The following is a 13,114-nucleotide window of genomic DNA, read 5'->3' on the forward strand; positions in this document are numbered from 1 at the left end:
CAATAGCGAAAAACAACCGAGTTATTCAGTATTCTAACGACCAGAGTAATACATACAGATTCGCACACCATCGAACTCGCGAATCTCAAATGGGATCTCGTAGATCGATTCCATTACTGATTTTTCAACCACTTCCGAAACCTTACCCGACTTAACCACTTTACCTTTCTTCATCGCGACAATGTTATCCGAGTAGCAAGAAGCGAAGTTGATGTCGTGAATCACGATCACTACCGCTTTATTGAACTCATGCGCCAAACGACGAAGCGTCTGCATGATTTCAACAGAGTGTTTAATATCAAGGTTATTCAGAGGCTCATCTAAGAACACATAATCCGTATCTTGTGCCACAACCATCGCGATAAATGCCATTTGACGCTGACCGCCACTCAACTCATCAAGGTATTTGTTTTGGATGTCAGTAATGCCAAGGTGTTCTAGTGCTGTGTCGACGATCTTATGATCTTCGTCTTTCAAGCGACCTTGAGAGTGTGGGAAACGACCAAAACAGACCAACTCACGAATCGTAAATCGCATATTGATGTTGTTTGATTGTCTTAACACGGCAAGGTGCTTGGCTAGCTCTTTGGTATCCCACTCCGCCAGTAACTTATCGCCAATGACCACTTCACCTGCGTCACTGTCTGTTAAGCGGCTCGCCATTGAAAGCAGTGTACTTTTACCCGCACCATTTGGGCCAATGATAGAAGTCACTTCACCTTTCGGGAACATAGCACTGGCATCATCAACCACGAGTGACTTGCCATACTTCTTACTTAAACCTGTTAATTTAATCACTACTTACTACCTTTACTGAATTCTAGTGCGTAACAACAAGAACATAAAATACAAACCGCCGACCAAGTTAATGATCACACTCACTGTAGTTTCAAACGCCATCACTTTTTCGATAAACCATTGGCCAGAAACCAATAGCACGATCGCTAACAAGCTGCTTGCGATGATAAGCACACGATGCTGATAAGATCGGAATATCTGGCGAGCTAAGCTCACGGTGATCAAGCCAAAGAACAACACAGGGCCAACCAGAGCCGTAGACACCGCGACCATCACTGACACAATCACCAAGGTAATCTGAGTCAGTCGTTTAGTGTTCACACCCAAGCTTGTCGCGTTATCAACACCAAGCCAAAGTACATCGAGCTTAGGTGCCAACAGCCACAGGCCAAGCAAGCTCAAACCCAAAGGAATAAGGCTGAGGTAAACCAGCTCGCCTTTCACGTTATTGAAGCTTGCGAACATCACATTCTGCAGCACCGCGAATTCATTGGGATCAATCAACATCGCAAGGAAATTCGCTAAACTCGAGAATACGCTGCCACACACGATGCCTATCAACAGCAGTGTGAATACGTTGTTTCGCTTGCTCTTAAAGTAGAAATGGAACAGAGCAAACGAGAACAAGATCATCACAGTCACAGACATCGAAAAGTTTGCGATTGAGTCAATCACCCAGAAGCTCGCACTGCCAAACACAAACAAAAGTACCGTTTGAACCAGCATATACAAGCTGTCAAAGCCCAAGATGGATGGGGTTAGAATTCGGTTATTAGTGATGGTTTGGAAAACCAGTGACGACGCAGAGATCGCTACTGCCGCCAACACAATCGACAGCAATTTTGGTAGTCGCAGAGACAAGAAGAACTCGTAGTTATCCCACGTAAGCCCCTGCCCGATGAATAACGCTGCCATACCCAAAGACGCGATAGCCAGAATCGCAATTTTTACTGAATCACGCATTCGACTTGTCTCTCATGATTAGGTAGATAAAAATCAAGCCACCAAAGATGCTGATTACCATCGAGATTGGAATCTCATAAGGGAAGATGACGATTCGAGCTAGCAGATCACAAGCTAACACCAAGATCACGCCCCAATAGGCCGTCCAAGGCAGAATCTTCTTCATGTTATCGCCCATCATCAGCGACACGATATTCGGCACGATAAGGCCAAGGAATGGGATAACACCAACGATCATCACCACAGAAGAGGCGCAGATAGCGACCAATGCAACACCAATGAAGACGATCTTCTGGTAATTCAAGCCGATGTTTTTCGCGAAGCTCTCTCCGATGCTCGCCGCACTGAATTGGCTTGCGAAGTAGTAAGCCAGCACACAAGCAGGCACCGCGAGATAAAGGATTTCATAGCTGCCCTGCAACACGCTCGCAAAGTTCGCCATCGTCCATGCCGACATGGTTTGTACTAAGTCGTACTTATAAGCAATAAAGGTTGTTAGAGACGAAACAACGTTGCCATACATAATGCCAATCAAAGGCACCAACACCGCATTCTTGAACTTTAGGTGTTGTAGAAAACGAACCAATAGCATGGTGCCAAACACTGCAAACGCGAAGATAAAGCCTAAGTAGCTCCATTGCGCAGCATTGCCTAACACTAGAATGCCGACTATGTAGCCCAACATCGCACAGTCAATGGTGCCCATCGTCGAAGGCGCGGCAAACTTGTTCTGTACGATTTGCTGCATGATCAAACCAGAAACACTCAATCCCGCTCCGGCAAGCACGATCGCGAGTAGTCGAGGGATCCGACTAACAATATAAATAGAGTTGGCGTGTTGGTTGCCATTGAAGAAGTCACTAAAACTGATTTCAGCAACTCCAATCATCAATGACGCAACGCATAACACAACAAGAAATACAGCAGCTGCAATGGGTTTCAACATAGAAATAATACTAAAGGTAGGTCTCGGGTAGCCCGTATAAAAAAGTGAAAAAGGGCTTATAAGAACACTCTTATAAGCCCGAGAATCTGATGGTTAGTAACTATTGAATTGTACGTTCAATGTCACCAAGCATTCTGTGAATCGCCGTCACACCGCCACCAGCCAGATACCAAGCACTTGAATCAAGGTAAACGATGTTGCCGTGCTGCGCTGCAGGTGTTGCCGCAACCAATGGGTTATCAAACAGTTGTTGAGCGCGACCTTCTGATTTGCCAATCGCTTTTTCACGGTCAAGCACGTAAAGCACTTCAGGTTTTGCATCAGCAATGTATTCAAAAGAGATTAGGTTGCCGTGTGTTCCTTTGATCGGAGCCACGGTTGCACTCTTTGATTCCACGAAACCAAAGTCATCAAAGATGATAGAGAAACGGCTGCCTTTGTTGAACATCGCAATGTTGTTGCCGTTGTTCATTAGCATCATTGCTGAAGTTTCGTCAGACGCTACTTTGTCGTTTACCGCTGTGATAGAAGCTTGAGTCTCTTTAATGATCGCTTCAACTTCAGCTTGCTTACCAAAGATGTCGCCTAGCGCACGCCAGTTTTGCTGAGCATCAGCCCAGTACTTGTCGCCTTCAATAGAGAACATGATAGTAGGAGCAATTTGTGCCAGTTTGTCGTAAACCTTAAGCATGCGGTTTTCCGCGATGATGATGTCAGGCTTCAACATGTAGATAGCTTCAAAATCAGGTTCGCTTAATGAGCCTGTATTTGCCGTCGTATCTTTGTAAGAAGCTAGGTAATCAGGCAGCAAGCTATGAGGCGCGCCAACTGGCTGCACACCAATTTTATCAAGCACGTCTAAGCTACCGTGGCCTAGAACCACCACTCGCTGTGGTACTTCAGTAAACCGCGCTGTGCCTTTTACATGCTCAATGGTGACGGTTTCCGCATGCGCGGTCATCATGAATGATGATGCTAGAACGATGGCAAGCCCGCTCAATAACTGGCGAACTGAATTGATTGTTTTCTTCATGTTTCTTCCTTTGCCATTGAGACAAACCACCACTCATGACAATGAAAGTCACATTACTCATAGACGAGCATGGGGCGTACACAACTGCTAAATAACGATAATTTAAAGTCTGTCATTGGATTGACAACAAACTTGTAACGCAAGTGAGAACTATTATCAATTATATTTGCACTAAATTGGCGACACAACAACTTTATTATTCAGAAACGTAAAAGTGAGTATTCATATTTTGTTAGGCTGCTAACAATGGCAGGTATGAATGTACAAAAACGGCGATATAACGAGGATATGGAGTGGAGAAGCCAAGAAGAGAACACACCAATGGTCCACGATATTCTTTGCGTGAACCATAACAACGGCTGGTGAAAATTTTAGATATTAATTAGCTAAATCAATTAGATACAAAAAGTAACAACACTTACTTAAGCATGCTCGAATGCACTTCTTTTCCGCGACGAGTCAGGGAGTAAATACGGCTTTCTCCTTTTTTCACCAATCCACTATTCACCAACTGCCTTAAATGGAAATTGAACTTGGTATGGTCTTCAATTCCCACCACGCGGCATAAATCCATGAATTTTAACTTCTGATGAATACTCAAGTGGTTCAACACCGCACGACGAATAGGGTTAGCTAATGCACTAAACACCTGATCGTTGCTGCGCTCTTCAACGGGAGTCTGTGGAGATCGTTCCGCATAAACCCTCCTAAGCGTTACCGACAGTGCCGCCAAATTAAAGGGTTTGGTTAAGAACTCGTCCGCCCCTTTTTTCATGGCATCAACGGCAACATCCACAGTCGCGAACGCCGTGGTGATCACAATCCCAATTTTAGGTTGCAATCGGCGCAAGTTAGATAAGGCTTCAACACCTGTCATGCCACCCATCACCACATCAAACAAGGCAAGATCAAACGTCTCCTCCCCTGCTGCATCCAACGCGTCTTCTGCGTTATCAAACGCGACAACGTCAAACTCTTCGAGTGCCAGCGCTTCGACCAACACTTCTCTTAATTGCTCATCATCTTCTGCAAGCAATAGCTTTAATTTCATTGGGTTGCCTTCGGTAGTTGTAGTCGTACCATGAGTCCGTTCTCAATATTATGCAAGGTAAGTTCACCATGATGTTGTGTCATGATTTGTCGGCAGATAGCCAGCCCCATTCCAGTCCCTTTTCCTACTGGCTTAGTGGTAAAGAAAGGTTGCATCACTTTATCAATCACATCTTCTGGAATGGCAGGACCACGATTAGTGAGCTCTATAATCACGTTAGAACCCAATGGATACGCTGAGATAGAAATACTCTTGGTATGTTCACTCGCATCAACGGCATTAACCAGTATATTGACGAGCACTTCTTCTAGATGAATCGCGTCGCCATGCACTTGCAGCTTCTTACTAACATCCAATTCGATATCAAAGTCTGACAGTCGGTATTCCACCAGAGAAAGCGACGATTGACATAAACCTCGCACACCAACGGCTTTGAATGACACCTTTCGATGGTGGGCATAATTCAACACTTCTTGACTGATATGGGCGGCGCGCTCGATACCACTGCGGATCCTCACCAATTGCCTAGCCACATTCTCATCATCAGGCAGTCTTTTCTCGAGTAAGTCGCAACTCATCATTGCGCTGCTCAGCGGTGTTTTCACTTCATGAGCGACAGCTGAAGTCAGCTCGCCTAATTCCTTAAGCTTTTCGTCTTGAAACGAGCGGTGCACCATGGCTTCAATTTGCAGTTCTCTTTCTCTATCGAATACTCGCAGCGCTTTCCACAAGAAATGAAGCGTTGCCAAAGCACACATTGTTCTTAAGAAGATAACCCAGATGCCGTATTCAGAGCTCAAAATGCCCGAAGTAATACCATAAAAGATCAACGCAGCGCCGGTATAAACAAAAGGAGACGCAGCTTGGTGTTCAACATCATAAAACTGTTTGCCGTAAATTATCATGGTTACGCCAGCCAACAAGCCGGAGCCTAAACCGAACAACACTCGGATGTGGCTATTACTGATGTTGATGTAGTCGGTAAATGCTTGCTCATCAAAGCGATCAACTAAGCTCAAAGTAAACGCGACCAGCAACAGCCCAATGAAGATCTTTCCCCACTTCACCCAACGCGAGTCAAACAGATCCAGCATTTTCCACCCAAAAGCGCCTAAGGCGAGGTAAGAAAAGAGTAACTTGAAAACCTTGAAGAGTTCGATCGACTGAGAACGTTGAAATTGGTCTTGGTAGAGAATCAAATAAAGCTCAGACCATTCATGAACACCATGAACAAAGCCAAAGATGGCAAGGATCGGGAGAAGTTTGGAGATACTGATCTGGCTGTTTTTATAGTTTCTAAAGACAACAGAAAAACCGATGGCGAAGAAAGCCAAACCGTAGATCAGATAAAGGGTAAATACGACTAATATATCCATAAGCATTAAGTGTAAACAAAGCCCTCAAGCCCTGCAATCACAACACTTGACCCAAAAGTTACGATTTGTAATTTACAATGTAAAGATGATATATAACAGCCACTTAATCTTCAGTAAATTAGCCGTTTTAATTTAAATCACTAATTATACTTAAGACGGACAGCTAAAAAGCCAAGCCTCAGTCAGATATCATGGTAAATCCCCTGACCTTCGCTCATTTAACCTTCAGTAAGCGATGACAAATCACCCAAAAATATTTTTGAATTTAATTGAAATTAGGGTTGTAATTTTAAAAACTAGGCGTATAGTTCGCCACCTGGCTCTAATCTATAGAGCTGTTAATGCTAAAGTAAGTCCAAGTTCCACATAGACAGTTCTCGATTCCCTCGTTACACCATCTCTGCGTCAGCTTTCACCCAGATAGTCATTCAATAGCTTTTAAATTCGATCCTACTACCGATCTATCGTCATTTGCTCTTTTGTCAGCGAAGTCAGAATAGATCGATCACATAAATACAAATGTAATAAACACAAGGCACAGTTATGTCACGCAGAACAACACGACAAACCCACTGGTACCAACTATCACGCGAAAAAACAGTCAATAAACTAAAAGGTAATAAATGCTCAAGATTAAAATAGACTTACACAAAGAAGAGATTTCATGGGTCACCGAGATTCGACAGCTCAATAGCGATATACTCCACCGCCACATATTGCCCAAGCTACAACATCACAGTTATCTCATCGACTTTGAATTTAATGAACGAGAAAGCATCGGAACTATCGTTTCAGGCAACGGAAACACCCTAGGACATTTCACACTCCTATAGCATTTCCCAAAGGCTACAAAAGAAACACCATCTAGTCCCAAAGATGTAAAAGATGTCACCCTCAATTCGCTCTAGCAGAACAAAATAGAGTAGAAGTAAAACAGATCAGAAACCTAGCCCTTTTTGCATTTCACACGCGGCTAACGCTAGCTAGGTTATCGTGCTTCTATTGAAACCAACTTATATCAAACTCTGAATCACCAATGAGTCATTATCAGTGCATTCATGGACTAATAAGTTAACGGCATCGACCTTAACTTCTGATCAAGAGTATATAAGTGTTCTGCAGCTTGCATGTGTTGAGGGTAATCACTGAATTTCTCACGATTCTCCTCATTCATCTTACATGTCTCATCCACCAGCATTAGCTTCCAATACAGCTTCGTTGTATGCAGCATCGCCAGTAACGGTTTGAACACCTCTTTCTCATAAGCTTGAATCAACTCTTCAATCAACTCGTCACGTTCGTCTTCACTTGCGATTGAACCCTCGGTTGCCGACAACACTTTTTGATACTTCAGGTTTTGTTGCAGCTTATCCATAACCGTTTGGTTTTCTTCCGCTAACTCAACAAGCTTCGACTTAATGATATTTACCCAATTCGCTTGGCTCAGTACTGTGTCATCAACGCTGGTAAAGTCTTCTCGTATTTGTCGTTCAACGTCTTTTTGAGCTTTCTTTAAAACCGCACGCACCTTTTGGAAAGGCAACTGATACTCCTTACTTAGCTCGATAATCAGTTTATGAAAACCACCGTTTGGAAGGTGTAAGTTTTCCTTAAACGTCGCCATTGCAGCTTCTTGCTGTTCGGTAAGGTGAGTCATTCTGTTTCCTATTCTTTATCACTTATGGTGCTGAGCCAGCGATCATACCACTATTACCCTCGTTTTTTCGGTAACTTGATCAGTTACACCTCGCTATGCCGTTAAATTCTCCCAACTCTTTACCTTTTGGCTAGTTATTAATCCATATGGCATGAAATGGTAAATCTCTAGCGGCGAAAGTTCGTACATTACGCGCTCAGGGTATATCGCCAGACAGGAGTCGTTACTTACATATGAAAGACAACCGCGAGAAATGAGAAAACAGATGACCTATTCAGAATACAAAGAATCCGATTTGCATAAGTGTGTAAGCATTGGTGCAGAAGCAATGGTATCCATTGCCAAATTTGCCTTTAAAGCCACTACCCTTTTATTTCGATTTTTCCGCTGGCTTGTCGTATCGGCTTATACCTACGTGATGAAGTAATTCTATATTGGAGTCGTTGTTTTCATTACGACTTATCTAAATACCCCAAAGCGCGCCCTATTAGGTCGCGCTTTTTTTGTGCCCAGTTTTATACCTCACTTTATACCTAGCTTTATGCCAAAAGTCCGAGTGCATTTTATATCGTCAGTGGCGCTAAATGGTAAAACTGACCATCGAATAAAAACCATACTACACCTGTTCCAACGAAACAGACTTCTAACTTATACAGGTACTAAAATGAAAAAGATTGCACTTAAAATTGTAGGACTAACGGTTTTGGCTTCTGCGCTAACTGGTTGTATCGGCAGTAACGCCGTAACAGGGAAAGTGATGAAATTTAACGTTGAAGTTGTCGATAACCGCTATGCTCGTGCAGGTGTAAACTTCTTATTAGCGCCTGTATACGGTATTACTACCGCAGCAGACTATGTGGTATTCAACTCACTTGAATTCTGGACAGGTAAAAACCCAATCAGCGGTTCACCACACGTATTTGATACAAAAACAGACACGCACTTCAAAGTGAACGATGAGCTGGACCCAAGCCTGAAAGAAGCCCCTGTCGGCCCAATTTCGAACAATCGCACCATTGAAACGGGTGAGATGATTAAGATCGACGAAAACACGATTCAAATGGACATCGTCTATACGTCTGGTGAAACGGCGACTCTAACGGGTATCAAAGACGGTCAAAACGTTACCTATTACATGGATGGTCAGCTTGTATCGCAAACAACTATCGCTGAATTAGAGAAGATTCAAGGCACTGAAGCTTAAGGTTCATCGCCCACACAGAGTTCAAACTTAAACAGACTTTGAAGCTCATAAAATAGAACAAGCCCGGCAATTGTCGGGCTTGTTTGTATGTGCTCTATTATTTGTAAATGATCTATTGGGACTGAGACTGTGCAAGTCGAATGCTCACCAAACTCGCCACCATGATGGCCAAGTAAAAGCTGCCGATAATGGATTCCATAAACACGAAAAACTGAGCAATAGGCAGTGCTGGTGAAATGTCGCCGTAACCAACCGTGGTCAAGGTGATAAAGCTAAAGTACATCGCATTGAACAAGTTTGTCAGCCAGACTTGCTCTTCTAACCCGTTAAAGGCATTCGGAAAGATTTCTAAAATCAACAAGTAGATGGTCGACCAAGCAAACCCTAGCAACAAGTAAATACAGATTGAGCCGATGATGTGATTAGGCGTCACCGTTTTTGCTTTCATCACCTGCTTTAACGCAGAGTAAATATGTGAAAACAAAAACACAGCCAGCGCCGATAGCGTCACTATCGACAGGTTATAACCTTCCAAAAATGAAAACACACCAGACACGAGCGCCGTAATCAATAACAACCCATACCAAGAGCGATACAATGCTCGCTCTTTATGAATACCGACAATCGAACTCGCCAGAGTAATGATGATGAGAAATAGGATTGTTTTTTGGCCTTGCGGATAAAACTGCTGCATCACCGCGCAACCAAAAAACAACACCAACAGTGCATAGAATAAGAAGTAGAAGTTGTCGTCTTTAGAGACTGGCTTCATCTATTTTTCCTCTACCTCTGCGGTTTTTTTCTCAGTTTCTTGTTGGTTTTTCTCTTCAAGTCCAAGCCACGCCATCATAAGCTCATAGCTTAAACTCAGTATCACAGCACCAACAAACAGACCGACGATGCCTGACATCGCCATCCCGCCCAACGCGCCCAATAGAATAACCAACATTGGAATGTGAGAGCCACGGCTCAGCAGTACTGGCTTCAAGATAGCGTCACTGCCGCTCACCAAAATACACCACACTAAGAACAAGCTAGCCGCCAGTGTCGATTCAACGCTGAACATGTAGATGATCGCAGGTAGTAGCGCAAGAATCGGTGGAAGTTGGATTATCGCAATGAGCAGTACGGCTAGCGCCCAAAACGCAGCCGCAGGAACGCCTGCAACCACCAACCCGATTGCTGACATCATGGATTGAATCACAGCAACACCAATCACACCTTGCACAACACTTCGCACGGTCGATTTAGAAAGCTCTACCAATTCTTCACCTTTACCGCCCGTTAAACGCGCCACTAAATGAGTCACACCGGTTTTGCATTTATCGGCATTACTCATGAATGCACCAGCAATGATGGTAGAGATAATGAACTGAATAAAGCCGCCACCTAACGAGCCAAGAACAGAAGCCGCTTTCGTCGCAAACTGTTTAAGTTCGTCCGCATACTTTATGAAAGTGCCTTCAATATTGTTGGAGGCGGCAACCAAGGTTGAATAAACCTTCTCACCTATGAATGGAATATCTTGTAAGGACTCTTTCGGTTTAGGCAATGACAATGTGCCATCTTGAAGCCCTGTCATCAGGTCAGTCGCGCTGGTGTAGATACCAGAAGAAAGCGCCGCCAAAGGAATAAACAGAATAATCACACCAATAAAGCTCAGCAATGCACTGGCTTTACCTTTCGACATCCCGGTTTTATTTGAAATTGCGACCGCCACTGGATACAACGCAGTCGCAATGATCGCACCCCATATCACTAAAAGAATGAATGGGCGCAAAATCGAAAAACACCAATACACGAGCATGGCAATCGCTGCGATCTTGATGGCAGCGTCTATCGCCTGTTTTGAAAAATCATCGGTTAACTTCATGAGACGTCCTTGTTAGACAAAATTAAGGCTGATTTTGTAGGAACTTCCAATTCCTTGTTTCTAGGAATAGAGAAGCCAAAATCATATATATGCCAATTAACACTAATTGGAATATGCGTATAAGGGTGTTGCTATCGATATCACCGGAGCTCATCAATGTGCTACCAACCAGTACGAGCAACGTACTAAATGCAGTGGCGAAAATAGGTGCTTTTTCGGGAACCGTGTAGATCTTGGTAGCCATAAGAATGGCAATAAGTCCTATAAACAAAGAATAGAAGACAATGTTGGGTACTATAGAAAGAATTGAAAAAGCAGCAATCGCCAGCAATCCCCCGATACCGTTACTTATCACCAGAAAAGCGCTCAACTTTATCGACTTCTCTGACGTAATCATCAACGATAACAACGCAATGAACATCATTGTCAGTAAAGCTTCAGATATTTGAAAAATAAAGAAAAAACAAACCACTGGATAGGAGATAATCATCGCCCTAAAGGCCGCATACCAACGCTGTTTCTTTTCGAGTGGCGCAGCAGCGAAGCCTGAGAACTCTGATTTAGGCTCAGGGAAAAACACATGCACTAACGCAAAAAGCATTACTGAAACCACACCAGAGGTCGCTAAGCCAGAGGCCAACATTACTGACACGCCGGGGTTATCAATCGCCATGAATGGCAACATCAAGACCGCAATCAACAGTATGGTGGCGAACAGGTTCCATTTTGGGTCGACAAACAAGTAGTAGCCCCAAAGCATCATTAACCCCACTAAAATCAACAATGGGATTGGATAATGGGTAATTCCTCGCGATAGCAATAAACCTAACCCCATTGTGACCACAACGGCCAAGAGCAATTCGTAAACCGTTTCCTTATGGAGATTTGGTTTATCAATTAAGAACTTAGCAGTGAACACTGGCGCCACGAACGCAAGTGGCCAGTTTATCCACGCCGCCAAGAAAACAGCCAACGTGACCCCGACCGTAAATCGCAGGATCCGTTGCTGTGTTTGTTGGTCAGGAATCGGTTTATCGGACATAAGACAATACGCTAATCAAACGAATCCATACCTTGCCTATCGCGTTGAACACAAAGTTGTCACCGCTATAAACAATCACATCCGCTTGGCCACCCACTCGGAGCATGCCTGTCACTTCTTCATTGTCAAATTCAATGGTGATAGGAAGCATCTGTGTTTGGCGCAACCAACCCGTTTGTTGGCTAGCTTGAGCAAGCTTACCTGCTTGATCATTTTGCCCCCAATCAACGCCCCAATCGATACTACTTACGTGCCCTTTTACCACTTTGCCCGGAGCAAAATCTAACGCCACTTCAACTTCATCACCAACGGCAACGTTACCTAGGCTGTTCTCACGATAATAAGCTTCAATCCAAATATCTTCGGTTGAAACAAAGGTCATGATTGCTTGCCCTGCCGATGCATAGAAACCTTCAGACAAACTAAAGTTAGAAACACCACCTTGTGTCGGTGCGGTAATCACGGTGCGTTCTAGATTCAATTGAGCTTGTTCTAGTGCCAACAACGCCGCTTTCACTTGGCTATTTTCTTGGCCTTCTTTACCCATTTGTTTCTTAGCGCGGTCAAGGTCAGCTTCTGCATTAACAACCGCCGCTCGAGATGTCGCTAATGCTGCTCGTGCTTTATCTGCATCTGATTTAGAAACCACACCTTTGTCGGCCATCTCTAAAACACGCTTGGCTTGCAGTTTGGTATTTTGTCTTTCAACAATCGCTGAAGTGAGTTTCGCTTGGGCTGAAGCAATGCTCGCGGTTTGCGCGCCGACATTTTGGCCTGCAATCTCTAAATTTTGCTCGGCTTGTTGTACGGCTATTTGGTAATCAGACTCGTCTAAAATGGCTAACTTGTCGCCCTGATTAACCAGTTGGTTAGGTTGAACAAGAATATCGAGCACTTTACCCGACACCTCAGGCTTGATTGGAACGATATAACCTTTTACACGAGCATTATCAGTAATAGGGATGATGCGGTCTGAAATGATACTGAAGATCAACATGAACGCCACGAACAACAATAAGTAGTTGGTGACCTTTCTTACTTTGTCTTTTCCATTTTCTTGCTGGCCAACTTCTTCCTTGGCTTCTTGCGTATTCCCGTTGACTTCTGACATGGGACTCCCTTCTAGATAACTAACATCAACAAAATTAATACTTTAAAAATAAACCCGGCA

General features: G+C 43.8%; 14 protein-coding genes. 3 read left to right on the forward strand and 11 right to left on the reverse strand.

Going from position 1 to position 13,114, the window contains the following annotated elements; translation table 11 throughout:
• Window positions 1–33: 33 nt before the first annotated feature.
• The 6 genes from OCV20_RS20910 to OCV20_RS20935 all read right to left on the reverse strand — a co-directional run bounded on the left by OCV20_RS20910 (window position 34) and on the right by OCV20_RS20935 (window position 6,167).
• On the reverse strand, window positions 34–798 hold the full coding sequence (locus tag OCV20_RS20910; protein WP_017061894.1) for an iron ABC transporter ATP-binding protein: 765 nt from the start codon (window positions 796–798) through the stop codon (window positions 34–36).
• 12 nt (window positions 799–810) lie between these two features.
• Window positions 811–1,761, reverse strand: a complete 951-nt coding sequence (locus OCV20_RS20915; RefSeq protein ID WP_048610914.1) for an iron chelate uptake ABC transporter family permease subunit — start codon at window positions 1,759–1,761, stop codon at window positions 811–813.
• Window positions 1,754–2,707, reverse strand: coding sequence for an ABC transporter permease (locus OCV20_RS20920; RefSeq protein ID WP_065585087.1), 954 nt, complete (start codon window positions 2,705–2,707; stop codon window positions 1,754–1,756). The genes OCV20_RS20915 and OCV20_RS20920 overlap by 8 nt, the downstream gene beginning before the upstream one ends.
• 100 nt (window positions 2,708–2,807) lie before the next feature.
• A complete protein-coding gene (locus OCV20_RS20925) occupies window positions 2,808–3,740 on the reverse strand; it encodes a siderophore ABC transporter substrate-binding protein (RefSeq protein WP_086775741.1) in 933 nt (310 codons plus the stop codon).
• 418 nt (window positions 3,741–4,158) lie between these two features.
• Window positions 4,159–4,791 carry a response regulator gene (locus OCV20_RS20930; protein ID WP_048610910.1) on the reverse strand — a complete coding sequence of 211 codons (633 nt, stop codon included), beginning with the start codon at window positions 4,789–4,791 and terminating at the stop codon, window positions 4,159–4,161.
• Window positions 4,788–6,167, reverse strand: a complete 1,380-nt coding sequence (locus tag OCV20_RS20935; RefSeq protein WP_086775740.1) for a sensor histidine kinase — start codon at window positions 6,165–6,167, stop codon at window positions 4,788–4,790. Before OCV20_RS20935 ends, OCV20_RS20930 begins: the two co-directional genes overlap by 4 nt.
• Before the next feature lie 623 nt (window positions 6,168–6,790).
• On the opposite strand from OCV20_RS20935, the gene OCV20_RS20940 reads away from it, so the two are divergent.
• Complete coding sequence (locus OCV20_RS20940; protein ID WP_004731601.1) at window positions 6,791–7,000, forward strand: hypothetical protein; 210 nt, start codon at window positions 6,791–6,793, stop codon at window positions 6,998–7,000.
• Window positions 7,001–7,230: 230 nt separating this feature from the next.
• Here the strand turns inward: OCV20_RS20940 and OCV20_RS20945 are convergent, their stop codons facing one another.
• Entirely contained in the window at window positions 7,231–7,824 is a 594-nt protein-coding gene (locus OCV20_RS20945; protein WP_050648160.1) for a hypothetical protein, read from the reverse strand.
• A gap of 253 nt (window positions 7,825–8,077) precedes the next feature.
• On the opposite strand from OCV20_RS20945, the gene OCV20_RS20950 reads away from it, so the two are divergent.
• Both OCV20_RS20950 and OCV20_RS20955 read left to right on the forward strand, forming a co-directional pair.
• Window positions 8,078–8,251, forward strand: a complete 174-nt coding sequence (locus tag OCV20_RS20950; protein ID WP_193841499.1) for a hypothetical protein — start codon at window positions 8,078–8,080, stop codon at window positions 8,249–8,251.
• A 237-nt stretch (window positions 8,252–8,488) separates the two neighbouring features.
• Entirely contained in the window at window positions 8,489–9,028 is a 540-nt protein-coding gene (locus OCV20_RS20955) for a DUF3332 domain-containing protein (RefSeq protein WP_017061899.1), read from the forward strand.
• A gap of 112 nt (window positions 9,029–9,140) precedes the next feature.
• On the opposite strand, the gene OCV20_RS20960 is transcribed toward OCV20_RS20955, so the two are convergent.
• Genes OCV20_RS20960 through OCV20_RS20975 form a run of 4 tightly spaced genes read right to left on the reverse strand, consistent with a single transcriptional unit; the run spans window position 9,141 to window position 13,054 of the window.
• Entirely contained in the window at window positions 9,141–9,800 is a 660-nt protein-coding gene (locus OCV20_RS20960) for a potassium channel family protein (RefSeq protein ID WP_017086389.1), read from the reverse strand.
• On the reverse strand, window positions 9,801–10,901 hold the full coding sequence (locus tag OCV20_RS20965) for an AI-2E family transporter (RefSeq protein WP_086775739.1): 1,101 nt from the start codon (window positions 10,899–10,901) through the stop codon (window positions 9,801–9,803).
• Window positions 10,902–10,923: 22 nt separating this feature from the next.
• Window positions 10,924–11,943 carry a DUF2955 domain-containing protein gene (locus tag OCV20_RS20970; RefSeq protein WP_019821772.1) on the reverse strand — a complete coding sequence of 340 codons (1,020 nt, stop codon included), beginning with the start codon at window positions 11,941–11,943 and terminating at the stop codon, window positions 10,924–10,926.
• Window positions 11,933–13,054: an HlyD family secretion protein gene (locus OCV20_RS20975; protein ID WP_086775738.1), complete on the reverse strand. Its 1,122-nt coding sequence runs from the start codon at window positions 13,052–13,054 to the stop codon at window positions 11,933–11,935. Before OCV20_RS20975 ends, OCV20_RS20970 begins: the two co-directional genes overlap by 11 nt.
• Window positions 13,055–13,114 lie beyond the last annotated feature (60 nt).

The sequence above is a fragment of the Vibrio coralliirubri genome (genome assembly GCF_024347375.1).
GTDB lineage: Bacteria > Pseudomonadota > Gammaproteobacteria > Enterobacterales > Vibrionaceae > Vibrio > Vibrio coralliirubri.